Raw genomic sequence first — 25,367 nt, 5'->3', positions numbered from 1 at the left:
CCTTGGCACCTTTTTGATGCCTTGCTGTGCAGTTATCGTGCTGTGGAAGGGCAGAAGCCTCTTTGCCATGTTGGACACTATGTTTGTGGACACTCCGGGCAGCGTGCCGCTGCTTCTGTGTGTGATGCTCTGTAGCCTTGCGTCTATGAATTCTATGGCAGCGCCATCCATCTCTCTGGAAGGAAAAAGCCTATGGCTCATGCAGTCGCTTCTGGTAAATCCATGGAAGATTTTTCAGGCGAAAATCCGGATGCAGCTCCTATTGACAGCCTTGCCGCTGCTGCTTTGCGTTGTGTGTACAGCGATTGTCTATCCGCTGCCTCTAATGCAGTTTCTGGTTATATTCTTCTTTGCGGCCTCTTACACACTGCTGGCTGCATTGTCCGGTCTGATTCTTGGAGTGAAAATGCCAACGCTGACATGGACAAACGAACTGATGCCCATCAAGCAGAGCGCACCGGTCATACTTACCTCATTCGGCGGCATGGGCTACACGGTTCTACTGTTTGCAGGCTTTCTGCTCCTGCCCGGATGGACGCTTGGGTTTACTGGATATATGGCCTGCTTTATCGTGGCAAATGTGATTTTATGCATATGCGCTTACCTGTGGCTTCGAAGAACAGGAATCGCACGATTCAAAACCCTGTAATGCCAAATGAAAAAGCCCGGAACACAGACACAGTGTTCTGGTTGATCAAAAGCTGAACCTATATTTTTGAATGCAGTCAGGCAACCAAATGTAACATAAATCGCAGGAAAATGTTATGTTTGATTGGTAGAGTGCTGGGCAACTGAAAGCTATAATGTTCATAGAAATCCTACAAAACATATTTTTGCAACTGATATGAAGGAGTGATAACTATGGGTATTGCAGAAATCAGAAATCTCACAAAAGAGTATCCGGCCTTTCGGCTTCAGAATGTGTCTTTTACGCTGGAAAGAGGAAGAATTACGGGCTTTATCGGAAGAAATGGTGCCGGAAAAACAACGACGATCAAATCTATACTGAACCTGGTGCATCCAAGCGGAGGCGAGATCATTTTTTCCGGGATGCCGCTTGTCGGACACGAAGCCGAAATTAAACAGCACATCGGTTATTCCACCGGAAGCGTCAGCTGGTATCCAAGGAAGAAACTTTGCGACATCGCAGCAGTAACAAAAAGTTTTTATCAAAACCGGGAAGAGGCTGCTTATCGGCGCTATATGCAGCTCTTTGGTCTTGATGAGAATAAGACGCCCCACGAGCTATCTGAAGGCATGAAGGTGAAATTCAATCTGCTGTTGGCACTTTCCCACAAAGCGGAGATCCTGATTTTAGATGTAAACTGGTGTAACAAGATAGCTTGTATATGGAGTGTATACAGTTGATATGGGATAGAATATAGGTACTGTATGTACAGATAATGAAAAAATATGTGTATGCAGTAGGGGAATATTGAATGATTAATATGAGTAGTAAAAATAATATGGATGGAAAGAAAAAGAACTGGTTTATATCCGATAAGAATATAGACTAGTATCTTGTATCATTCATATTTAGCATAGCTGTCACTTCGATTAAGAAGTGACAGCTGAAAGTTTCGGATACAGAGAGATCAGCTTTTCGCGTGCATCTCCAGTTTGAAAGTGCCACTGTATCTTAGCTGTATTACAATTACGCTCCCGTTCCCATGCAGATAACTCACACTTGAGTTTTTCAATACTTGCTATTCTGCGTGAAAGGCATTGGCGCGTCATTACATTCAGCTCAATTTCTGCCATATCAAGCCAGCTTCCATGTTTTGGCGTATAGTGAATCTCAAGTCGTTTTATGATCCTTCGTGCTTCCGCTGGTGGAAATGCTTTATAAAGAGAAGCTGCTTTATGTGTGTTAAGATTATCCATTACCAGAATGATCTTCTTCGCATCCGGAAACATGACATCTGACAGATATTTGATTTCTGTTGCCCAGTCAACTGCTGTGCGGTGTTCATGAACGCTCACATGATGTTTTCCACCAAGGGGTTCAACAAACGCAAAAATGCTGCAAGTACTATTTCTCTTGTATTCAGAATCTATTTTCTGATCATCACCTGGGCGGGCTGGCAATGGTTCTCTTACGTCACCTAAAAGCTGATATGGCTTTTCGTCCATACAGACAACCGGATACATCGGATCATATGGAAGTTCATAAATATCAAGAACCTCTTCCATACAGGCTACAAAATCAGCATCATCTTTCGAAGGAATACACCGGTAGTCATTCATGTGAGGTCGAAGCCTATTTTTTTTAAAGCCCTGCCGATTGTATCTTTACTGACTGGGACATCAAGCACAATCTTTGCCTGTTCTTCCAGTAAACGAAGTGTCCATCGGGAATGACCCTCAGGTGCAGGACTGCATGCTATTTCGATGATACGTGCTTCGGCACGTCCGTCCAATTTTCTATGAGCATTATCAGAATTAACATTACGGTTTAAGGTAACGATACCCTGAATGCCTTTTTCGGAATAAAGCTTTACAGTATTCATAATAGTAGCCATACATACACAGTTTGTTTTGGCAGACTGTTCATGGGTAAGGACTTTGCCATGTGCATCATCCAAATCAAGAATAATCTGGCATCTGTTCCGAACTGTTTTTGATGTTTGTTTTTTGTGCATGATTGATTTCAGCTTTTTGACTTCGTCATCTGTCAATGAAATATTATATTTTCTTGGTCTTGCCATCTAAGATCACCGCCATTTCTTTTTAGTATACCATGAAACGGTTTGACTGACCAGAAAATTCAGCTATTTATGAATGATACAGTACACTAGTTCTTTTTTTTAGAGATTATTATATACACACAGGGAGTAGGTGAATGTTGAATCACAGCAGACCATCAAAGAATGCATTGATATCTGTATGAAAGATTTTTGCCAGAGCGATTAACTCAGACACTTTGATGTTCATGCGGTTTGTTTCCAGTTTGGCATAAGTGCTTTTGGATATGACAATACCCATGAGATTCAATTTTGCAATGACCTGGTCTTGCGTTAGATTATTTTTGTATCTGAGAGATTGAATATTTTTACCGATATCCATATCTGGTCTGATTTTCTGCATAATACGTTCTCCTTAAAAAATAAAAGTTTCGTTATTTGGAAACATATATATTGATTCTAATGAGTTAAAATTTTATAATGTTTCGTAATAAAGAATTATTTCTGAAAGGGGACAATCTATGAGCGAAAGTGAGAAAGAAAAAAAGATTTTCTTGAGTTACTGTGGCAGCAGGGATCAGGAATTATTGACGGGCAGAAAAAAGATGACATTGGGGGATATGGAGAGGTTTTCATTTCTAACAGAATTCTTTGGATTGGAAAGTTATGGATTAAATCTATGGAAAGAGTTTGGCGATGATGTGGAAGAACCATTGGATGCATTGATCAAGTTATTAGATGAATGGGAATATGAAAACGATACATGGATCGATGATGATGGAAGATTAGAAAGATGGCTGGTTGAATTTCAAAAGCATGCGCCAACGAAAGAGAAAAGAGAGAAGCTCCGGAAAATGATTGGTTTAAAATATAAAAAGAGAGGATTACCATATCCAACAGAGGCAGACTTCGAGTAAGGGATCGGCTTATCTTTTGTGAAGAATTTGTCTAAAAATGTATTCAAAAAGCGAAAAGAATATTATAATAAAAATAGAACACTTTTGGGAGGATACAATGGACAAATTGAGATGGATACATTTATCGGATATACATTTTTCAGGGGATGAAGATTATGAAGTAACAAGAATGAGAGATAGTATCGCTGATAAATTGAAGGAATTAATAGATGGTAAAATAATAAATTTTGTTGTGGTGTCAGGAGATTTGGTTTATCGTAACGGAAGCTATGATGCTAAATTAAAGAAATTTATAGAATCTGTGGAACATATATGCAATATATCTAGTGACAATTTATTTATTGTGCCCGGAAACCATGATCTAAAAAGGAATCAGACAAGAACAGTTTTACTGGAGGGAATAAGAAAGGAAAATTTTAAATTTGAGAGAGATACAGTAGAACAATTAGAAAAAGATTTCAAAAAATATAAAAGCTTTTTTAAAAAGGTAAAGTTACAAGACGAGGATTACTTATATAAAGTAGAAAAGCGAGAGGGATATAATGTCTTTTTGATGAATACAGCCTTTACAGCAGGTACAGATCAAGACGAAGGAAAGTTAGTTCTTGAAAAAAACTTGTTTTATGATGCAATAAAACAATTAAAAGATCAAGAATGTAGCATTAATATTGCTGTAGGACATCATCCTATTGCCTGTTTCTTGAAAGAAAATCAAGAGAAGATTTGGAATAATTTCAATGATTATAATATTGATTTTTATCTATGTGGTCATCAGCATAAAGGGGCTTATAGTTATGATTTAAATGCAGGAAGGGTAATTCCTACATATCAGTGTGGAAGTGGAAGAGTTGACGACTATGCAACGGTAACATTTCTGATGGGTGAATTGGATATGAATACAAAGAAAGGAAAAATAACACCTTATAAATGGTTAGTAAATGAAGAATGTTGGACAATAGGAGGAATAGACGGACGCAAAGCTGTTTCAGGAGAATTGGAAATTACACTGGAACGATTCCAAAAAAGTACAGTTTCTTCATTTGAGGATGAAGAAGTGAATGAAGATGAATTTAGACGGTTCATGATGGAATTTCACGAGAAATCGAAGTATTTTGTTAATGAGGAAACCAATATAGATCCTAAAGATGTATTTGAAAAATTTTCAAATATGAAATGCAACAAAAGTGTAGAGAAACATTACCATTCTTTATGCCGATATTTTCCTATAATTGATGAAATTATGGAAAGTACATTATTGACACCCATAGAACGTGAAAGCATTCCCAACATTATTATTTCAGAATATAATAAAGCGTTAGGAAAAGCAGATAATGGAAATGAAATAATAGAATTGATTGTAGAGAATATTTTTCAATTGTATAAAAATGAATTTGACTATTCTAATAGCATATTAAAGACATATTTTAAAATTTTAGTATATTGGTCAATCTATGAATGCGATATTTTTAATGAAAAAATTTGAGGATGAGGAAAACAATGGATTATTTTAAAGTAAACAAGTATTCGTCTGTTGAAGAAAATATTTTGTATATTTCAAGTAATATTATTGAACTATTAAAAGGTAGCGAAAAAGAGTTTGGAAAATTGGTTGAATTATATGAAAAAAGGTTTTGCCCAGAAATAAGTGTAAATATTGAAACGTGTATATATTTATCAATGCTCTTCCTTTATGGAATAGGAAAAGTTGAAATGAACGATAAAAAGATAAAACTGGTGGTAAAATAATATGATTTTGAAAGAACTATATGTAATATCGCTAAAAGAAAAACAGGTGATAAAAAAATATGTTTTTAATGAATATGGATTGAATGTGATTTTAGGAGTTGCTAAAAAAGATTCTAATGGTGTAGGAAAATCGGCAATGATCGATGCAATCCGGATGATACTTGGAGAAAAAATGCCAAGTGATTTTAAGCATAAAGAAGAACTTGCCAAAAGGGATATTTTAATTGTCTTAAAAATTGAAAATAAAGATAAGATTCAATATTTAGCTCGACAGATTATTGATGATTCTAATGGGTATGTAGCAGAGCAAGTTGTAATGGATATAAAAGGTTGGAATATTTACGAATTAGATCGTTACCGAGAGTATGTGCAGAATATTGTTTTTGAAAATCTAAATGGAGAAGATATTCCTTCTCTTCAAGCAATCCGGGAATACATAATCAGGGATGAAAAACAAGGGTTTGGAGATATAACATTAGCTAGAAGAAATGCTATTCAGAATAGTAAATGTTTGAACTTTTTATCCTTACTTCCACTGAATTATGAAAGCGACATAAATAAGCTGAAGAATGAACAAGATGCATTAAATAATGAAATAAAAATTATCAAAACAATTGCAAAAGATATCAGTAAGCTAAAGGAAGAAAAAATAAAATTAGAATCAGAAATTCTAAAAATGGAGAAAATGCTGAATACTGTAGATGTGAGCGAGAAGATTGATTACGATGAAGAAAAATATATTTTTGCGAAGAAAAGATTAAAAGCTGTTGAATCACAAATTTTTAAAAAAGAATATAGCAAAAGGCAGTTTGAGCAAAGTATAGAGGGCCTTGAGCAACGCCATAAGAAAATGTGTGAATTGGTAAATTTGCAGTCATATTTTAAACAAATGCTTCAGTATTTTCCAGAAGATTTAGAAAAGAATTATAAAGATATGGAATATTTCTTTTCATATATGCTTGAAAATAGAGGAGACTATTTTAAAAGCAGGATAGAGACGCTGGAAGAAGAGTTAAGTAAATTGCAGATTACTAAAAAAGAATTGCAAAATATAATTTCGGAAAGTACCCAAATTTTCCAAAATACACAATTAGTAGATGATATTCACAATATAAATCAGCAATTAAATGTAGAATATCAGAAATTGGCTGATGTAAAAATGAAAATTGATAAGTACAATGAAATTAACAACTTAACAAAAGAACTAAATAAAAAAGGAAAAGAAATTATTGAGAAAACACTTGAATATGAACATGAATATAACCAGTATGCTACTAATATAAGTAATATTGAAAATCACTTTATTGCATTGACGGAAGCAGCATATGGAGAAAAAGGAGATCTGACATATTATTATGAAAATAATGTGAAAAAGAGTGCAGCAACAGGGCGTATCAAAATTACTTGTCAAATTTCTGATGAGAATTCACATGGTCGTTTATATATGAAAATTAATATGTTTGATTTAGCACTTTTTCTTAATAGGATTGATTTGGATTCAGGGTGCAAAATTCTGATACATGATGGTTCATATTGCAAACCAAATCCAGATGCAAAGGCTAAAATTATAGATTATGTTGATGAATACTTAAAAGAAAAAGAGAGAGGACAATATTTTATTACACTAAATAAATCCGAAATAAATGATGAAGAGTTGAAAAGCATAAAAGAAAAAGGAATGGTTGTTGCGGAATTTGATCGTGAGCATGAAGATACAAATAGATTTTTTGGATTTAAATATTAGGATTTGAATAGAAGTCGGTACTTGGACAGTTGGTCTGTGTACCGGCTTTTATGGTAGCACACAAGTGTGTATTCTGTTCAAGCTCCTGTTTTCTAGATGATTATTCCGGGGCTCTCTGAGCCACCTGTCCGGACTTTGAGAGCCATATATTCCGGTAATTCAGAGCCACCTTATTGGGCTCTATTACATATATTTCCTTTATACTGTAAAGACACACCCTTGGTGTGAATACAGATAAAGGAGGTCGTAAGTTATGACCAAGTATCGTGAAATCCTACGCTTGAAAAGCTTAGGATTCAGTGAGAGGAACATCGCACAGAGTTGCGGTGTATCCAGAAACACAGTCGCCAAGGTTTTGAAAAAAGCAGCGGAAATCAATCTTTCATGGCTGCTGGATTTTGACATGACCGACAGTGCACTAGAGGAGCTGATGTTTCCTAAAGATAAGTCGGCAACGAATAAACGTATGCCAAACTTTGACTACATCCGCAAAGAACTTCTGCGAAATGGTGTAAACAAAAAAGCTTCTCTGGGTAGAATACTGTGAGGAGTGCCGCATGAGCAGCGAAGAGCCTCTCATGTATTCTCAGTTCTGCTACTACATCCAGAAGGATGAAGAAAAACGCAGGGCTACCATGCATATCCCCAGAAAACCAGGTGAACAGATTGAAGTTGACTGGTCCGGTGACCCTGCCCACATCATCGATCCGGACACCGGAGAAATAACAGATGCATGGATATTTGTAGGTGTATTAACTTACAGTCAGTATGCTTTTGTAAAAGCATATATGAATGAGAAAACCGACAACTGGATCAAAGCTCATGTCCAGATGTTTGATTTCTTTGGCGGTGTCACACCTATGCTCGTTTCTGATAACTGTACAACCGCAGTGAATCATAAAAAGAGTGACTGGTACAACACTGCCTTAAACACAACTTATCATGAGATGGCAGAACATTACAATCTCGCCATCCTTCCGGCCAGAGTCCGGAAACCCAAGGATAAACCGAATGTAGAGGGAGCCGTAGGAAAGATATCCACATGGATAACAGCAGCCCTTCGCAATGAGCAGTTTTTCTCTCTTGCAGAATTAAATGCTTCAATCCGTGAAAAACTGGATGCCTACAACGCCCGTAAATTTCAGAAAAAGGAATGTAGCAGACTCAGTTTATTTCTTGGGGAAGGAATGCCATTAATGGCTCCGTTGCCTGCTACACCTTTTGAACTGGCTGAGTGGAAACAAGCCACCGTCCAGTTTAACTATCACATCGCAGTAGACAGAATGTTCTACTCCGTGCCTTATCAGTATATCAAAAATAAGGTTGATGTGCGTATAACAGATACAACGGTTGAAATATTTTATAATCCCAATCGTATTGCCTCTCACAGACGACTCTATGGACGAAGCGGTCAGTATTCTACAGTGACAGAACATATGCCGCAGGAACACCAGAAATATCTGGAATGGAACGGTGACCGGTTCCGTAAGTGGGCTGATTCGATTGGAATTAACACAAGTAAGGTTGTCGATGCAATACTTACCTCCGGCAGGATTGAACAGCAATCCTACAGAAGCTGCATGGGATTACTGAAACTGGCAGAAAAATATTCGCCAGAAAAACTGGAACAGGTCTGCGCTAAGGCGCTCTCTTATTCCGGTAAACCCAGCTATAAAAGTATCAAAAATCTATTGGCTGCAACAAAGGATGCACCTGATACCGAATCAGAATCATCTCAAGCAGTAAAACCACATGGCATAACCAGAGGAGCCAGATACTATGGAGGTAAAAAATCATGACAAATCAAAGTACAATCGATAAACTTATTGAAATGCGTCTGACTGCTATGGCAGATGCACTCCGCATCCAGATGGATGATCCTGCAATGAAGGAAGTTCCATTCGAAGATCGGTTCGGCATGCTTGTTGATGTCGAATACAGCAACCGCAAAAACAATCGTCTGAAAAGGCTGATCCGCCAGGCTGAATTTGAACAGCCAGATGCCAGCATCGCAGCGATTGATTACCATTCTGGACGAAAGCTGAACAAAGCACTGATCAACCGTCTGGCAACCTGTGAATACATTACAGAATACCGGAACATCTTTATTACTGGAGCAACCGGAAGTGGTAAAACTTATATGGCCTGTGCCTTTGGCATGGAAGCATGCAAGCACTATTACTCAGTACGGTATGTACGGCTTCCTGATCTATTATTGGACTTACAGGCTGCCAGGGACAATGGAACTTTCTTGACTGTCCTAAAGAAATACACCAAGCCAATAGTACTGATCATTGATGAGTGGCTGCTTCTTAAACTGACAGAAGCTGAAGCCAGGAATCTTTTTGAACTGATACATAAAAGACGTAAAAAATCTTCAACGATCTTTTGTTCTCAGTTCCGTGAAAGTGAATGGTACCAGCAAATCTGTGATGGTGAAAGTACTCTTGCCGATGCCATCATGGATCGTATATCGTATGATTCCTATAAGATCGATATTGAAAGTGTTGAACCATCTAAAGACCTCTCTATGAGAGAAGTATATGGACTGGATCCAGCAATGGCAAAGTAACTTAATAAACAAAATGGGGTGGCTCCGTTAGTCCGGACAGGTGGCTCTCGCCACACCGGACTGGCGGCTCTGCCGCACCGTAATATTCATCTAGATATAAAGGATAGGTGCAAATTCTGCTTGAACGGTACGCCTATTCTGAAACCGGCGGTACATTCATTCTGATTTAGCGGTACGCGTTTTCTGCTCAAAGTGAGTATTCCAATGCAATAGTGCATGCTTTCCAAAGATTCAGAGCACCCTTTTCCGGAAAAATAGTGCATATCTTTCCGGAGCAGAGTGCAGCATTTAATTAGTATTCATCAGGAATAGCTATTCCGTGTTCTGTGAGAAGTACTTGTAAACGGTCAATATATTCTATTAAGTGCTGGATTTCTCTCCAATTATCATGACACAGTTCATCGGCTTCCTCTAATTCGTGGCGGGTTATTTCATAATCCGTAAACTTGATGCATTTATGGTCTTTGCTGAAGGCGCAATAGTCAGTCATGGACAGCTCCTTTCCGGGAAGCGTTAATGTCATGGCGTTCCCTCATGGATACACGGCCATCAATCATCACCTCGTAGGAATTATGAATGATTTGGTCGATGATTGCTTCGCAAATAGTAGCATCACATTCATTTCCAATGCGGTTGTACCAGCCTTTTGGTTCAAACTGTGTACAGAAAATCACAGAACCTTTTACACTACGGGCTTCAATGATCTCGAGAAGTTCCCGTGTCTGTTCTGTAGATACTGGACTTAACAGGAATTCATCCAGAATCAAAAGATCAATCTTTTGATATGCTTTAATTACCTTTTTCAGCGTGCCGTCCCCATGTGCAACAGCCAGCTCATTCAATAGATCCGGCAGACGTACATAACGTACTTTGATAAAGTTCCTGCAGGCTGCGATCCCGAGTGCACAGGCGATGTATGTTTTGCCATTCCCGGAGGCTCCTTTTAAAATGATATGGTGGTCATCGGATATATACCGGCAGGTGGAGAATATCCAACAGAGGCAGACTTCGATTAAGGGGTCTACTTTTCTTTCGCTATTTTTGAAGGAGGTGATGCAGGTGGAGGTAAGTATCCATGAACTTTTAGCGGCGGCAAGGGAGGCGGTGAAATCGGATTATATCAAAGGCGAATGAATATTTATCGAAAATGGAGAACTACAGAAATCTCGCACAGCTATTTTAGAAAAACTGTTTGCTTTGCAGGATAAATCCTATCAGGCATTTCAAAGTAAGCTGATGCCCACGATATCTCCGGAAACGATTATTGGTGTGCGGACACCGCTTTTGCGTAAGCTGGCAAAGGAACTTTCCGGCACACCACAGGCAGAGGAATTTCTGCACAGCCTGCCCCACAAATACTATGAGGAGAACAATCTTCACGCGTTTCTCATCGAAAAAAATCGTGATTATGACGCAGCACTGGCGGAAACAGAACGGTTTTTGCCCTACATCGACAACTGGGCAACCTGCGACTGTTTCTGCCCAAAAGTTTTTGCAAAGCATAAAGAAGAACTGCTGACATCCATCTGCCGGTGGCTGGAATCTGATCAACTCTACATCGTGCGCTATGCTATAGGGATGCTCATGCGGTATTATCTGGACGAAGCATTCCGACCGGAATATCTTGCATGGGTGGCTGGTGTACACAGGGAAGAATATTATTTGAATATGATGCGGGCATGGTACTTTGCAACAGCCCTTGCCAAGCAGCCGGATGATACGCTGCCATGGCTCGCAGAGCGGCGGCTGGATGTCTGGACGCATAACAAAACCATTCAGAAAGCTGTAGAAAGCTACCGTATCCCGCCGGAAAGGAAACAGCAGCTCCGTCAGCTGCGCATCCGTTCCTGAATTTAAAGCCATGCATTATGGCAGGAATGGTATCCGAACGAAGGTAAGCAGTATTTGGAAAATGGCTGCTTTATGCCGGAAATATAATAAAGGGACTGTCACGAATGACAATCCCTTATTTTTGAACTTATTCATATTTGATATCGGCATACAATGCGCATGGCGTATAACCAACGATTACAGATATTTGATCTACTTTTTCCTCAATATCGTTGTAAACCATAAATTGGAAGGTATACTCCATCTGTTCCTTTTCATTGATATGAATCCATTGAGAATTTGTCATCCTATGATTAGGAGGAAAATATACTTCCTGTTTTTGCATATCACCAAATTCTTCTGCAAATTTTTGCTTCCATTCGGAAGCTATTTCATTCAGGCTCTCACCTTTTATTCGCAATTCTACCTGATACAAACCCATAGCATTGCAATCGAAGTATATGGAACAATCCTGCCCAAGAAAATTATAATCAGTTTCGGCAGTAAAAGTTCGAAGCTGCTTTTCGTCTGCATCTTCGCTTGTATTTGGTATTTCCTGGATTGGAACACTTACAACATCCTGCAATTTATCAGCCGGTGTCTCCCATGAAGCATCCTGAAAACAGAAGCTCTCATTCTCATACAAATCTGATAAAGAAAGCTCCTGTGATGCCGCTTTTTCATAACTTCCAGGTAATATGGAAAAAATAAAAAGAGCACTGAGAAAAACAAAACATTTCTTAACTGTACGCATATATTATATCACCTCTTCTTATATCCGCATCTGTTACAATAATTTGTTGTACTGTATATGTGAGGATATGTCTCATAAGGTCCATAAATTGTAAAACCTGTTTTGCCGCAATACACACATCTTGCGGGTTGTTTTCTTCTCGTTCTATAACAATAAGCGGATGTTGTTGCTGCTCCTGGATAGGTTATAATTTCTCCCGGTCCTATCGGCTCCAGAGCTTGATGCGAACAAGTAGCTTTTGCTTCTACAAAATTTACAGGTACTGTTATAAAACTTCCATCTGCATTTTTCCTAAAAAGTCGTTCTTCTTTTGGAATATCTGTTTTTATAGAATTATCTTTTGCAGCATAAGCAGTAAGGCCAAATAAACAAATAAATATCATTAAAATGCCTATACATTTTTTACGCAGTTTCATAGTTATCCTCCTTTTGCTGATAAATATATTAAAATCAGAAAATAATGTCTGTTTTTAATTGAAAAGATAATATAAATTTTGATATATTTTAGATTTCTGTTAGTCGATAGTTACTAATTCAATTCCGTATTCTAATAACCATTGGAATCATCTCCTTTTTATTTAAGTTTCCAATTGAGCGCCTATATATATTTAAAAATATACTTCAATATTTATTCTGCGTTTTCGTGGCTTTTTTGAAATTTTTAACTGATTTAAACTTGAATATAATGACAATATTTATATATATATTATCATATTAAACATAAAAGTCAATAATTGTTTAATAAAATATTTCATATTTAAAATAGAGTTTATGATTTCGGTAGGCTTGCTTTAAAATTAGCAGTAAAAGCAGTCAACTGTGTATTACTAAATTTTAGAATTCCCAGAAGACTTGCTTTTGAGGGATAACGAATGTTTTGAAATATAAAGTGTGCGACTCTTTCATGGGGGTGTATTCCTAAAACGTACTTTTTCCCTTATGGTGTAGTTGATTTCTTACAAGTCCCTGTGTCCATTCTTTATATTTTTTATTGGCGTAATGCATTGCTGGCTTTTACTGGTGAAATAAGTTTCCAAACGTTAATTGAATGGCTGATTGGAATGACTTTACTGGAAATTGTAATATCGGTTGTATCAAATTACATAAAACAGGAAGTATTATTGCCACAAAAAGAACATTTAAATTTTAAAATCAAAGAAAAGATCTATAACCTTGGAATCACGGCTCCTGTAATGATGTATAACTATTCCGATTTCTTAGAGGATTATATTTACGTACAGGATACTGTGGTAGAGAATATTTTTTTGGTGCTCGAAAATATCTCAAGTTTCATCCAGGCAGCGTTTATGTTGGTCTTTTCCATGTTTATACTGGGATATATTCATTATACGTTGATTTTATTAGCGATCGCATTATCTTGTTTTAGTCTTTGGTTTAACCTGAAAAAAAGCCAGCAGGAAGTAAAACGGGAAATGGAACAAAAAAAGTCCAACCGAATGATTGATTATATCAGGCGAGTCTTTAATTCAAAAGAGTATGAAATGGATCTTCGCATCTACAATTATTGTGCGGTGCTGTTAAAGCAACTGAAAAACGCTTATTGTAAGAAAAGTGATTTGGATAAAAAATATGGACGGGGAATTGCTTTCTGGTCCGTAATGGATGATGGTTTTTCCTTTTTCTTTGAATTTGTAGTCATTCTTTTGGTGTATTTCCGATCTGTTGTTTTGAATATCAATGTTGGAGATTTTTCGCTTGTGATTAACTCTGCCTGGAATTTGAAAAATACAATTCAGCAAGTATTGAATGTCCTTCCATGTCTCGCAAAAAATGGGGTAGTATTGGAAAAGTTTACATCAATGAAAAATCAGATGGAAAAAGAGTCTGATGATGTGAAACAAAAGAAAGAAATGGTGCCCTTCGAAAAAATATTATTTAAAGATGTAAGTTTTAGCTACCCGCACACAGATAAAATTATTTTGAATAAGGTTAATTTTGAAATTCGCCGAGGTGAAAAAATTGCGATAGTTGGCCGAAATGGAGCAGAAAAATCCACATTTCTTAAACTACTATTAGGATTGTATTCACCAGTGGAAGGAAACATTTTCCTGAATGGCGATATCAATATTAAAAATTTGGAAGAAAAAAATACAGAGATTCCTTTGGTATTTGTATGCAGGAGAGTAAACTGTTTCCTGTTACAGTCAGAGAATTTATTCATCCGTTTGATGCAGAAATTTCCGAGGGGGAATATGAACGGGCATTGGAATCTACAGGGATAAATAATTTGAATCTTGATTCGATACTGACAACGGAATACGAGGATAATGGATTGACGTTATCCGAAGGAAATAAGCAAAAACTGGTGATTACACGTTCCTTCCTATGCGGCAACGATATCATTGTCGCAGATGAACCATCTTCTGCTTTGGATCCGATTGCGGAAGCCAGTATTTTTGATCATATAGGAAGCTTGGCGAAAGACAGAACGATCATTTTTATAACACACAGACTTTCTACAATCAAATCAGCAGACCGCATTGTCCTGATTGATAAGGGAGGCATTACTGAGGAAGGGACACATTCGGAACTGATGCAGTTAGATGGACTTTATGCATCCATGTATCGGACACAAGCATCAAACTACACCAATTTCTGACTTGTGCGAACTTTCAGAAAACGACGGAAGAATCCATCTCATGCATATATAATAGAAGCGTTTATTTTTAACTGTCTTTTAGTGCAACAAAAAAGCGCAAATTGACAAGGCGTATTATATTGACGAAAACTGTTTTGAAAGGTATAGTTAATTTAACCGAAAATTTACAAAGGGGGATATTTAGAAATGGTTTCTATTACCTGTAAAGGCATCACAGTAAAGCTTGACGATGAAACCCTGTGCTATGAATTTTCCAAGGATTCAACGGTATGGCGCTGGAGAAAGGAGTATCGTCCCAGGATCGAATGTGAGGACGGCACGGTATATTTCTCAGACGCGAAAAACATCTGGCACAAACAGATCCGCAGTGGAGTGGGAGAGGGCATCTTAAGTCATTATGAGAATTTTACTCTGGCAGACGGAAAGACAGCTTCCTACGCATTTGAGACACTTGTATGGATCGAAGCCACCACCGGCCATGTTTACTGTGAGTGGATGCCGTTAAAGGAAGAGGGACTGAAGATCAAAGCTGTCCGCTGGCCCGGAGAGATGGCATTTGATGAGCCGAAGAAAACCTGGTATACACTGATCAATGAAGGACAGGGACTTCTGATCCCGAATACCTGGCCGAATGAGCTTGGTTCCATCGCTTTTGACGGAACCTTCGGAACTGAAGGAAGCTACATGCCCTGGTATGCACAGGTAAAAGACCGGAGCGGTTATCTTCTGATCGCCGTGACTCCCTGGAATGCAGGCTGGAAAGCAGAGCATCCGGCAGGCGGTCCTTACACGCACATTGGAGTACATATGGAGCCCAGCCTCGGAAAAATGGATTACCGCAGAGTATTCCGTTATACCTTCCTTGAAAATTGTGACCATAACGATATCTGTAAGGAGTACCGTCATTACGCAAAGGAAAAAGGTCTTCTGAAGACACTGGCGGAAAAGGCTGCCAAGAACCCGTCCATCCATGAACTCATCGGCTGTTCTGTTTTCCATACCGGAATCAAAAAGAGCGTTCAGCCGGAGTCACGCTTCTATGACAAAAATCACCCGGAGAACAACGAATCTCTGAACACCTTTGCAGAGCGCGAAAAAGAAGCAAGAACCCTTCATGAGCTTGGTGTGAAAAAGCTTTATATGCATCTGGATGGCTGGGGACAGCCCGGTTACGATAACCAGCACCCGGATTACACACCGGCATGTAAAGAAGCAGGCGGCTGGGAAGGCATGAAATCTCTGGTAGATGCCATGCATGAGATGGGTTACCTCTTTGGTATCCATGACCAGTACCGTGATTACTATTTTGCAGCCAAAACCTTTGATAAGGAATATGCTATCCAGCTTGCAGACGGCAGCATACCGCAGCACCATATGTGGGCCGGCGGAGAGCAGACCTACCTCTGCGCAACCCAGGCACCGTACTATGTAAAGAGAAACTTCACAGTTCTGAAAGAGCATGGCATTGATATGGATTGCGCTTATCTGGACGTATTTACCTGTAACGAGGGAGATGAATGTGACAATCCGCATCACCGCATGACCAGAAAAGAATGTTATGCATATAGAAATGAGTGCTTTGAGTATCTCCTGACAAACAACATTCTTCCGAGCTCCGAAGAAGCAAACGACTGGAGTATGCCGAGCCTGGTATTCTGCCATTACGCTCCGTACAACTTCATGCTCAAAGCTCCCGGACAGCCGAAATATGGTATTCCGGTACCTCTTTTCAACCTGGTATTCCATGATTGTCTGATCATTCCCTGGCTGATGGATAAGGTCAGCGAGAAGGAAGATTACATGCTCTATGCACTGCTCAACGGCGGTATCCCGTATCTTCTCAGAGATGGTGCTTATCCGGGAATGGATGGCGCTTTCGCAGAAAACCAGCGTGAGAAGCTGATGGAGGATATCAAACGTTCGGAAACGGTAGCAGAACTCCATGAAAAGATCGCTATGCAGGAAATGACCCGTCACGAGATCCTTGACGAGGACGGTCTGATCCAGAAAAGCTCATTTGCAGATGGCACTACGGTAACAGTCGATTTCACAAAAAATACCTACGAGATTATTGCTGACTGACGCACGGCTGTGTGTGGCACAAAAACAGATAAGAAAAAGAACAATTGTGCAAAAAAAACATACAATCGTGACACTGAGACAAAATGTGGTGTATTTATACAGAATAGTGGTTGCAACTACCTAAATTTTGTGCTAAAATACCTACAATGCAAAGGAGCAGAGGGATGTGTACGAGCAGAACCCCATGCTCCTTTTTCCATAACTGACAAAAGTGCAGAAGAATGGAAAAAGAACGTTTCATACAAGGAAGCGTTCAAAATAAAAACAAGGAGATGATGTAATGCAGGAACGTGTAATCACAAAAGAGGCAAAAGCCTATCAGAAATCAGCCTGGGCGATCCGTGTGATTTTTCTGTTAGCAGGTCTGATGATCGCTGGCGGCGGAATCTGGTACGTTGCGGTCACCGGTATCATTGGAAGAAAAAAATGGGATTTTGTAGAATATGGTATGCCGCCGGCAATCCTGGCAGCTGTTGGAGGTGTGATTCTTATTGCCGCCATCATCGCATATTTCAAAATGCCCTGTTTCAGTTATAAGGCAGCACCACTTATGAGAGATCTGAAGAGAACAAAAGGTAAATACCTGATGATCCTTCCCGGTCTGATCTTTGTGTTTGTTTTCAGCTACATGCCGATGTATGGTATTATTCTTGCTTTTAAGACCTATAAGGTAAAAAGCGGAATCATGTTTTCTGCATGGTGCGGTATGGAAAACTTCACCCGTTTCTTCAGCCGTGATATTGCATGGAGCGTCATCGGAAACACACTGTTCATTGGTGTGACACAGCTGCTCATCACTTTCCCGATCCCGATCATTCTGGCACTTCTTCTGAATGAACTCCATAATAAGAAGTTTAAGAAGACCGTCCAGTCCGTGATCTATCTTCCGCATTTCGTCAGCTGGATCATCATGTACTCCCTGATGTTCTCTCTGTTCTCCATCACCGGAGGTGCGGTAAACAAGCTTTTGATCTCCATGGGCCTGAATCCCATCAACCTGATGTCCAATCCGGACAGCTTCTACGGAATGCTTTACGGAACCAGTATCTGGAAAGAGGCCGGCTGGGGAACCATTATTTACATAGCAGCCATTACCGGTGTTGATGCGGAGCTTTATGAGGCAGCAAGAATGGATGGTGCCAACCGTCTGCAGCAGTGTTTCTATATCACACTGCCCTGTATCGCCTTCTCCATCACCACCATGCTGATCCTGAATGTCGGTTCTGTCATGGGAGCAAACTTCGACCAGATCATGAACCTGCGTACCGATGCAACAGCAACCACCGTTGCACAGGTTATCGATACCTACGTTTACGACATGGGTGTATCGAAGGGACAGTATGACCTGTCCACAGCCATTGGTCTTTTCCAGCAGGCTGTAAACTGTATTCTGGTGTTCGGCAGCAACTTTGTTGTTAAGAAAATGTCCGGTGAGGGCTTCTTCTAAAAACAGGTGAAAAATTCTGCTGTCACCGAAGAAAGCAGATATGACTATCAGGAGGTATATACATGGCTGGAAAGCATAAAAAGAATTATAAAATCAGCGCCGAAAAACCCATCGGCGGAACTGCGATCAAGCAGTCCTTAGGTTCCCGAATCTTTGATATTTTTAACATCTGCCTGTTCATTTTTCTGGCGCTCATCATTTTGTTCCCCTTCTGGAACATCATTGCGATCTCCCTGACAGGCAATGCGGAGTACATGGCGAGCTCCTTCATCCTTTTCCCGAAGAAGCCGACTCTGGAGGCCTATAAATACATTTTCTCCACGGCCCTGTTCATCCGTGCGTTTGGTGTGACGTTTCTGATCACCATTACCGGAACAGCACTTTCTGTTCTGGTCACCTCGATGCTGGCATATGGACTGAAGAAAAATACCCTTCATGGATACAAATTTTTCATGATCTATCTGCTGATCACGATGTTCTTCTCTGGCGGTCTGATCCCGACCTACTACAACATCACCAAGACCCTGCATCTGAGCAATAACATCCTGGCTCTGATCCTGCCGGGAGCAGTAAACGTATTCAACTTTGTTATCATGCGTTCCTTCTTTATGCAGCTTCCGGATTCTCTGGAGGAGGCAGCAAGGATCGACGGCGCAAACGAGTACACGATCCTGTTCCGTATCATATATCCGCTTTCCATTCCGATGCTGGCAACCATCGCCATGTTCGTGGCTGTCGGTCTGTGGAACAGCTGGTTTGCTGCACAGTTGTACATGCGTGATGAGAACTGGTATCCGCTGCAGCTGATCATCCGTAACTATATTGTACGAAATGCAAAACCGGCAGATATGCAGCTGATGGAAGGTCTTCGTGATGCAGCCGGAAATAAACTGTATCTGAATGAGACTGGTATCAAGATGGCCTGTGCTGTTGTTTCTACCATTCCCATGCTTCTGATCTACCCGTTCATCCAGAAGTACTTCGAGAGCGGCGTTACCATCGGCGCTGTAAAAGGCTGATGTGTGTTCTCTGTTGATTGTAAAGCTACGGCTTTTCAATAAAAAATTCATATCATAAGGAGGTTTTTTATGAAAAGAAGAAAGTTAGTTTTAGCAGCCATGATCGCGGCCATGGCAGTACCGTCCCTCAGCGCACTGGCTTATGATGGTGATATCCTTACCATTACAGCCGACAGTGATGGCGATCCCTTTACCTGGGATACCTCCTCTGACAAGCTTGCAGCTATGATCGAGGACAAATTCGGAATCAACTTCCAGCAGAGCGAGACTAACTACTACAACAACGACTTCACCGTAACACAGCTGGCTGCTGTAGACGGAACTCTGCCGGATGTATTCTGTGCAGACATTCTGTACTACACCCAGGAAATCACTCAGTTTATTCCTGAGGAACTGGTAGCAGAGATCCCGGAAGAGCTTCTGGAGAAATATCCGCTGACCAAACAGCTCCTTGAGAATGATAAGGTAGCACAGACAGTTAAGAGCATGTACGATGGCTACTACTTCCTGCCGAAACCGGACTCTGCCGACCCGACCATTTATAAAGCAGAGAGAAAAGGTATCTTTATCCGTAAAGACTGGCTGGAGACTGTCGGCATGGAAATGCCTACTACCTGGGAAGATCTTTACAATGTAGCTCACGCTTTTACCTATGATGATCCGGACGGAAACGGTGTAAAAGATACCTACGGCCTGACCGGTGACGGCATGGGAACCCTGCGTTACTTCTTCTCCAGCACCGGCGTAAGCAACCGTTACTGGGGCAAAGATGAAGAGGGTAACTGGTCCTTCGGCGCTCTGGATGACAAAAACATCGAGCCGCTGGAGTGGCTGAGAAAAATGTACGAAGACGGCTCCATCGATCCGGACTTTGGTGCATCTACCTGGGAGACCGGTCTTCAGAAATTCTCTTCCAATACCTTTGGTATGTGTGTAAGAAATGCAGATGCAGACTGGATCAATGGCGTAGCTACCAAGTATTATGGTGCTGCTAACCCGGACTGCAATCCGTTTGAGCGTATCGATGTGATCCCGGCTCTGGCTGAGGCTGATGGCGAGACCCCGCGTATGGATGGTTATGTATCCTGTATGGTAGCTACCATGTTCTCCAGCGAGATCGACGAGGAGAAAATGGATCGTTTCCTGGCATACTATGAGTACCTTCTCTCTGATGAAGGTAAAATGCTCCGTCTTGGTCTGGAAGGCGAAGACTGGCAGAAGAACGATGACGGTTCCATTTCTCTGATCCGTGATGAGAACGGAAACGCACCGGTTCTTACTACCAAATATCCGTGTATCCCGGTTACCCACTGGCCCAGCTGGGGATTCGAACTTCAGGCAGACCCGAACGTAGAGACCTTTGATAAGTACAATGATGAGACCAAAGCACTCAACAAACAGGCCTGCGATATCCGTAATGAGGATCCGGTATATCCGGAGGTTGGTCCTCTGCTGATCGATGACACCACTGTAACCGACGCTCAGGCATTCAACATCAGCTCTGAGTACTGGACCATCATCACCGGAACTGAGCCGGTAGCTGATATGTTCGCTGATATGAAGGAAAGAGCTCTTTCCAGCGGATACGCTGATGCAACGGAAGTTGTACAGGAGAAAGCAGAGGAGCTTGGCTGATAGTAGTTCGCTGAAAAGTTTTCTGTAAGTAACATGTAAGCTTCAAAAGCCCTGCAGGAAAGCCTGCAGGGCTTTTTTTCTACACAAAACACTTTCTGTAAGTGGCAAATATTATAATTGGGAGGCATCTGTACTTATGAAACCGGAACTTCGTTTTGAGACAAAGAAAATGATGAGCTCTGATCTGGGGCCGCAGGCCTGCGTTCCTGATCTGATCGGAGAGCATATCCTGCAGAATGACACGAAATTTGATCTGGATGAGCATGACGAAATTTATGAGGGATTTGGACGCAGGAGAAGCGCTTACCCTTACCGGCAGTACAACAGCTATACGAGAGAACTGAAAGAGAAGGATATTAAGATCGCAGTCCTGGAAAATGACTACCTGAAAGCAGTTTTCCTGCCGGAGTACGGCGGCCGTCTCTGGGAACTCTGGGACAAGACCACAGGAAAAAATCTCCTTTACACCAATGACGTTCTGCGTTTCAGCAATCTGGCTGTCCGCAATGCCTGGTACAGTGGAGGTGTAGAGTGGAACATTGGTATCATCGGTCACCATGCCTTTACAACGCAGGCCATGTATACAGCAGAAACGGAGACAGAAGACGGTATGCCAGTGCTTCGCTTTTATGAATATGAACGGATCCGCGAAGTGCCCTATCAGATTGATTTCTGGCTGGAGGAAGACAGCCGTTTCCTGAACTGCCGTATGCGCATCGTCAATGAGAGCAGTGAAGTGATCCCCATGTACTGGTGGAGCAATATGGCTGTTCCGGAGTATGAAAACGGAAGAGTGGTTGTTCCAGCAGAACAGGCTTTTACCGGTAAAAATGGCAGGATCGTGAAAGTGGACATTCCCATGGTGGATGGCGTGGAGGTCACCGATTATAAAAAGATCCCGAATTCTGTCGATTACTTCTTTGCCATTCCGGAGGAGAAACCGAAGTTTATTGCAAACCTGGACCAGGACGGTTACGGCCTTCTTCAGATCTCTACGAAACGTCTGCAGGGAAGAAAACTCTTTTCCTGGGGAAAACGGCAGGGATCGGATCACTGGCAGGAATTCCTGACAGATAAAGCAGGAAGATATGTAGAGATCCAGGCAGGTCTTGGAAAGACACAGTACGGCTGCATTCCAATGGCTCCTCATACTTCCTGGGAATGGATGGAGCAGTACGGAGCCGTACAGGCTGCACCGGGTCATCTGGATAAAACACACAAAGAGAGAGCAGAAGAACTTACTTCTTATGTCCTTAAGGCCGGTATTCCTGCAAACCTGGAGGAAAAACTGAAAGCGACTGCTTCTATGGCAAAGAAAGAAGCCAAAGTAGTTATCACAGGAAGCGGTTATGGTGCCATGAAGGATCACAGCCGTCTGGAAGGCCATCTGAAATATGAACTCACCGATTCTCTGAAAAAATGGCAGACATTCTTTGAAACAGGGATCCTTCACGAGCCGGCTCCCGAAGATATTCCGGATGAATTTCTTATCAATGAAAAAAATCTGGACTTCCTTCTTGCCACCCTGGATCAGGAAAACAAGGATAACTGGTATGCCCATTATCAGGCAGGTATCGGTTTCTTCTCAAGAGAAGATTATGTAAGTGCTGAAAAAGAACTGAAGAGATCTTGGTATTTAAAGAAGAGTGCCTGGGCAGCGCATGCACTGGCTGCCGCTGCCGTTCTTTCCGGCCATGACACGGAGACCATCCAGTGGATCCACGAAGGACTGAAACTGGAACATAAAAACCTTTCCTATCTGAAGGATGCCCTGAAGCTTCTTTTCTACTGTAAAGACTGGGATGGGATCATCCGCTGGTATGAGTGCCTTGACGGGGAAAACCAGAAGGCCGGAAAGCTGAAATACTATTATATTTCTGCTCTTTATCATATCGGAAAAACCAAAGAAGCCTTTGCTCTTCTGGAAGAGAATGGCGGTCTTGAGATCCCGGATATCCGTGAAGGAGAGGATTCCATCGCCCAGCTCTATCTGGATATTCAGAAAACTCTTACCGGAGAGGATGTTTCTCTTCCCTTTAAGTATGATTTCCGGGCAACGAACGGATAAGTCAGAATTGTTTCTCTTGTTGACAATACTTCCTCCTGGCATTACAATAGTAATCGTTCAGAGTTAAGAAAAGCTTTCCATGCAAAAGTGTAAATCATGCCTGCATGCTTTTCATTTACTACTCCAGAGGAGGTGTCTTTATGGCAAAGTACAGCTTTATGCTGGGTGAATATACAGAAGACGACCAGGTATACCATTTCGGCTGCCGGGGAAAATGTTATTATATCACTTTAAAGGATAAAGAGGGTGTAGAACAGAGCGTCTATGAATCCAGTAATATGTATGAAGCCTACGATAAATGGAAAAACCTGAAGGGTTCCAGACAATCCAAGGCAAATGCGCGTCCTGCCAAAGCACAGAACCGCAAAGAAAACAAAAAAGACTGAAAAAACGGAGGATCACGCGAGATCAGATCGCGGATCCTCCGTTTTTTTAAGCCAGGCAGAAGTGTGCTTGCTTATTCTTCCCAGCCTTCCATAAACTTGATGGTCACCTGGATGTTTCTTACGATGTCTCCTTCTTTGAGTGTGAGATCGGATACCTCAGATACCGGCGGAAGATTTACCTCCTCCTCGGAAAGCTCAAGATTGATCCAGTCCAGAGCTGCTTCATTGGCATTTTCCACGGCCTCATCCAGGGTATCGCCTTTTGCCTCACAGCAGGCCAGATCCGGGAAAAACCCCTCATAGCCGCCGTTCTCATTTTTATGAAAAACTGCAGGATATACAAATTTCATACGATTTCTTTTCCTCCTAATATGCGTTTATCCGGCTTTTGATATCTGCACATCTGAAAATCCGTCTGCAGACATCGCCACATATAAGTATATAATAATCCCTCTGAAATTTCCACCCGGTTTTTCGTTTTTTAACTGTTCAGGGCCTTTTCCATCCAGGGGATACAGATCTCTGTCTTGTAGTAATGATGCTCCGGCACCACGTTGGCATAGCGGAAATATTCCTCGTTTGTAATACCCTCTGGAATACGCACATGATCGAACTTCCGGTTGGAGGGATCCTGAAACTCCGGATAATGCACATAGCGGTAATTTTCCGGTGCTCCGGCCAGTGCATAGGCTTTTCCGATGCGTTCCAGATCATCCTGTACGCCGCCCTCGGACAGGAGCATGGGACCGGGAGCAAAGGCTGCGATGAGATCCGGGAAAGAAAACCATTTATGCATGGAGGGTACGATATGGATGTGTCCGCCAAACATGAAATCCTCCGGTGGGAAACAGGAGATGATCCGCTGTTCGTTATCACTCATGAAATCATTATGGGAAACGGCTTTGACTCTGGGCTCCAGAAGAGCCAGGAACATGGACGTTTCAGTCCCCAGCGAATGAGCAGCCAGACCCATACGGTCCTCATCCACGTATTCCTGCTTTGCCAGCCACTGGAACATGGCCCAGCGGCAGAAAACAGAGAGACCAACGTAGTTCCGTCCCTTGAAGATCATCTTCAGGGCAAACTGCTGCCGGTCATAGAGACCTTCCTGTTCGCAGGTTCCCATATTGTCGCAGGCCAGAGCAACCATTCCTTTTCTGACATAATGAAGAGCCATAGCATTGGAAAACGGGTAGCTGATCCCTGAGACCGGTTCGCCGTAGCAGAGATTCATGGATTCTTCTCCGCAAAGCATCTCCTTTGGAACATCCCAGCCCGGAAAACAGAGAACGCCCGGGGCTTTCTTTTCTGCGCTTACGCTGTCCGGCACCAGCAGAAGGAAAGGCACCCAGAGCTCCGGTTCCGGGCTGATCTCGTATTTTTCCACCCGGTAGCCGTCTCTCTGCCTGGAATAAAGAAAATGCACCTTTGCTTCTTCGTAAGCATCCTCCGGAAACTGCATCAGTTCATATGCCTTTTCCCGTACCTGTTCTTTCCAACTCTCAAAGTCTTCCCTTGTACGGATCTTTTCTGGATCAAAGCGGAGCTTTCCCGGCTGATCCTTATAAAGATGCTGGACAAAAAGGTCTGTCCGATATCTGTCATTCATTGTAAATCCCCCTGTTTTTCTATCAGATTCTCAGCGGAAAAACCAGCAGGATCTTTCTGGTAAGCTGCTTTTCCACACTGGATTTATCATAGCATATACGGTTGTTTTCTGTCAATTTGCGGCTATGCATTCGCAGTGCGCAGAACTGTCCTGTTGTTTTTACCGTCCTGAACAGCTGCAAGCTTTACGCTGAGAAAACTTATCAGTAATGTTCTTGACAAAAGGTGCGGAATCATGTATCATGACGACAGTTA

The 25,367-nt window shown here is 41.4% G+C and carries 25 protein-coding genes and 1 pseudogene; 17 read left to right on the top strand and 9 right to left on the bottom strand.

All coding sequences use genetic code 11. From position 1 onward, the window contains the following. Nucleotides 1-67 precede the first annotated feature (67 nt). Nucleotides 68-649: a hypothetical protein gene (locus tag DXA57_RS05880; RefSeq protein WP_117765573.1), complete on the top strand. Its 582-nt coding sequence runs from the start codon at nt 68-70 to the stop codon at nt 647-649. A gap of 212 nt (nt 650-861) precedes the next feature. Next, on the top strand, nt 862-1,368 hold the full coding sequence (locus DXA57_RS05875; protein WP_117765571.1) for an ATP-binding cassette domain-containing protein: 507 nt from the start codon (nt 862-864) through the stop codon (nt 1,366-1,368). Between the two features lie 189 nt (nt 1,369-1,557). Here DXA57_RS05875 and DXA57_RS05870 read toward each other — a convergent pair whose 3' ends face one another. From DXA57_RS05870 to DXA57_RS05860, 3 genes are all read right to left on the bottom strand, one after another. Further along, nucleotides 1,558-2,247 (bottom strand): IS630 family transposase, encoded by a 690-nt coding sequence (locus DXA57_RS05870; RefSeq protein ID WP_117765569.1) that lies wholly within the window; start codon nt 2,245-2,247, stop codon nt 1,558-1,560. Further along, nucleotides 2,244-2,708, bottom strand: coding sequence for a helix-turn-helix domain-containing protein (locus DXA57_RS05865; protein WP_117765567.1), 465 nt, complete (start codon nt 2,706-2,708; stop codon nt 2,244-2,246). Before DXA57_RS05865 ends, DXA57_RS05870 begins: the two co-directional genes overlap by 4 nt. Nucleotides 2,709-2,850: 142 nt before the next feature. Next, nucleotides 2,851-3,087, bottom strand: coding sequence for a helix-turn-helix domain-containing protein (locus DXA57_RS05860; protein ID WP_117765565.1), 237 nt, complete (start codon nt 3,085-3,087; stop codon nt 2,851-2,853). Between the two features lie 118 nt (nt 3,088-3,205). Between DXA57_RS05860 and DXA57_RS05855 the strand changes: the two genes are divergently transcribed. The 6 genes and pseudogenes from DXA57_RS05855 (at nt 3,206) to istB (ending at nt 9,663) form a co-directional block, all read left to right on the top strand. Then, nucleotides 3,206-3,601, top strand: coding sequence for a hypothetical protein (locus tag DXA57_RS05855; RefSeq protein ID WP_117765563.1), 396 nt, complete (start codon nt 3,206-3,208; stop codon nt 3,599-3,601). Between the two features lie 97 nt (nt 3,602-3,698). Then, nucleotides 3,699-5,084, top strand: a complete 1,386-nt coding sequence (locus tag DXA57_RS05850) for a metallophosphoesterase family protein (protein ID WP_158571241.1) — start codon at nt 3,699-3,701, stop codon at nt 5,082-5,084. 14 nt (nt 5,085-5,098) lie between these two features. Continuing rightward, nucleotides 5,099-5,347 carry a hypothetical protein gene (locus DXA57_RS05845; RefSeq protein WP_117765559.1) on the top strand — a complete coding sequence of 83 codons (249 nt, stop codon included), beginning with the start codon at nt 5,099-5,101 and terminating at the stop codon, nt 5,345-5,347. A 1-nt stretch (nt 5,348) separates the two neighbouring features. Next, nucleotides 5,349-7,091 (top strand): DUF2326 domain-containing protein, encoded by a 1,743-nt coding sequence (locus DXA57_RS05840; protein WP_117765557.1) that lies wholly within the window; start codon nt 5,349-5,351, stop codon nt 7,089-7,091. Nucleotides 7,092-7,344: 253 nt separating this feature from the next. Next, nucleotides 7,345-8,890: pseudogene (gene istA / locus DXA57_RS05835) on the top strand (IS21 family transposase). Next, complete coding sequence (istB, locus tag DXA57_RS05830; protein ID WP_117765555.1) at nt 8,887-9,663, top strand: IS21-like element helper ATPase IstB; 777 nt, start codon at nt 8,887-8,889, stop codon at nt 9,661-9,663. Before istA ends, istB begins: the two are co-directional and overlap by 4 nt. A gap of 292 nt (nt 9,664-9,955) precedes the next feature. On the opposite strand, the gene DXA57_RS05825 is transcribed toward istB, so the two are convergent. Together DXA57_RS05825 and DXA57_RS05820 are read right to left on the bottom strand one after the other, a co-directional pair. Continuing rightward, nucleotides 9,956-10,153, bottom strand: a complete 198-nt coding sequence (locus tag DXA57_RS05825) for a mobility-associated LCxxNW protein (RefSeq protein ID WP_117765553.1) — start codon at nt 10,151-10,153, stop codon at nt 9,956-9,958. Continuing rightward, entirely contained in the window at nt 10,146-10,613 is a 468-nt protein-coding gene (locus DXA57_RS05820) for an ATP-binding protein (protein WP_243005730.1), read from the bottom strand. The genes DXA57_RS05825 and DXA57_RS05820 overlap by 8 nt, the downstream gene beginning before the upstream one ends. Before the next feature lie 190 nt (nt 10,614-10,803). Here DXA57_RS05820 and DXA57_RS05810 point away from each other — a divergent pair, with 190 nt between their 5' ends. After that, nucleotides 10,804-11,514: a DNA alkylation repair protein gene (locus DXA57_RS05810; protein ID WP_442857670.1), complete on the top strand. Its 711-nt coding sequence runs from the start codon at nt 10,804-10,806 to the stop codon at nt 11,512-11,514. Nucleotides 11,515-11,641: 127 nt separating this feature from the next. Here DXA57_RS05810 and DXA57_RS05805 read toward each other — a convergent pair whose 3' ends face one another. Together DXA57_RS05805 and DXA57_RS05800 are read right to left on the bottom strand one after the other, a co-directional pair. Then, complete coding sequence (locus DXA57_RS05805) at nt 11,642-12,247, bottom strand: hypothetical protein (RefSeq protein WP_117765547.1); 606 nt, start codon at nt 12,245-12,247, stop codon at nt 11,642-11,644. Between the two features lie 8 nt (nt 12,248-12,255). Continuing rightward, the gene (locus DXA57_RS05800; RefSeq protein ID WP_117765545.1) at nt 12,256-12,663 is read right to left on the bottom strand and encodes a hypothetical protein; all 408 of its coding nucleotides are present in this window, start codon (nt 12,661-12,663) and stop codon (nt 12,256-12,258) included. A 588-nt stretch (nt 12,664-13,251) separates the two neighbouring features. Here DXA57_RS05800 and DXA57_RS05795 point away from each other — a divergent pair. The 8 genes from DXA57_RS05795 (at nt 13,252) to DXA57_RS05760 (ending at nt 23,504) form a co-directional block, all read left to right on the top strand. Beyond that, nucleotides 13,252-14,490 carry an ATP-binding cassette domain-containing protein gene (locus DXA57_RS05795; RefSeq protein ID WP_117765543.1) on the top strand — a complete coding sequence of 413 codons (1,239 nt, stop codon included), beginning with the start codon at nt 13,252-13,254 and terminating at the stop codon, nt 14,488-14,490. Beyond that, entirely contained in the window at nt 14,382-14,867 is a 486-nt protein-coding gene (locus tag DXA57_RS05790; protein ID WP_117765541.1) for an ATP-binding cassette domain-containing protein, read from the top strand. Before DXA57_RS05795 ends, DXA57_RS05790 begins: the two co-directional genes overlap by 109 nt. Nucleotides 14,868-15,053: 186 nt before the next feature. Beyond that, complete coding sequence (locus DXA57_RS05785; RefSeq protein WP_117765539.1) at nt 15,054-16,949, top strand: DUF5696 domain-containing protein; 1,896 nt, start codon at nt 15,054-15,056, stop codon at nt 16,947-16,949. A gap of 280 nt (nt 16,950-17,229) precedes the next feature. Beyond that, on the top strand, nt 17,230-18,396 hold the full coding sequence (locus tag DXA57_RS05780; RefSeq protein WP_117765537.1) for an ABC transporter permease: 1,167 nt from the start codon (nt 17,230-17,232) through the stop codon (nt 18,394-18,396). Between the two features lie 62 nt (nt 18,397-18,458). Further along, the gene (locus tag DXA57_RS05775; protein ID WP_117765535.1) at nt 18,459-19,415 is read left to right on the top strand and encodes a carbohydrate ABC transporter permease; all 957 of its coding nucleotides are present in this window, start codon (nt 18,459-18,461) and stop codon (nt 19,413-19,415) included. Nucleotides 19,416-19,484: 69 nt separating this feature from the next. Next, complete coding sequence (locus DXA57_RS05770; RefSeq protein WP_117765533.1) at nt 19,485-21,050, top strand: extracellular solute-binding protein; 1,566 nt, start codon at nt 19,485-19,487, stop codon at nt 21,048-21,050. 136 nt (nt 21,051-21,186) lie between these two features. Continuing rightward, on the top strand, nt 21,187-23,118 hold the full coding sequence (locus DXA57_RS05765) for a DUF5107 domain-containing protein (protein ID WP_117765531.1): 1,932 nt from the start codon (nt 21,187-21,189) through the stop codon (nt 23,116-23,118). 140 nt (nt 23,119-23,258) lie between these two features. Then, nucleotides 23,259-23,504, top strand: coding sequence for a hypothetical protein (locus tag DXA57_RS05760; RefSeq protein WP_117765529.1), 246 nt, complete (start codon nt 23,259-23,261; stop codon nt 23,502-23,504). A gap of 71 nt (nt 23,505-23,575) precedes the next feature. Here DXA57_RS05760 and DXA57_RS05755 read toward each other — a convergent pair whose 3' ends face one another. Together DXA57_RS05755 and DXA57_RS05750 are read right to left on the bottom strand one after the other, a co-directional pair. Then, complete coding sequence (locus DXA57_RS05755) at nt 23,576-23,854, bottom strand: type II toxin-antitoxin system HicB family antitoxin (RefSeq protein WP_117765527.1); 279 nt, start codon at nt 23,852-23,854, stop codon at nt 23,576-23,578. Nucleotides 23,855-23,985: 131 nt separating this feature from the next. After that, nucleotides 23,986-25,113 carry an alpha/beta hydrolase family protein gene (locus tag DXA57_RS05750; protein WP_117765525.1) on the bottom strand — a complete coding sequence of 376 codons (1,128 nt, stop codon included), beginning with the start codon at nt 25,111-25,113 and terminating at the stop codon, nt 23,986-23,988. Between the last annotated feature and the right edge of the window lie 254 nt (nt 25,114-25,367).

It is taken from the genome of Blautia sp. OF03-15BH (genome assembly GCF_003463065.1).
Lineage (GTDB): Bacteria > Bacillota > Clostridia > Lachnospirales > Lachnospiraceae > Limivivens.
This window is presented reverse-complemented; position numbering and strand designations above follow the sequence as displayed.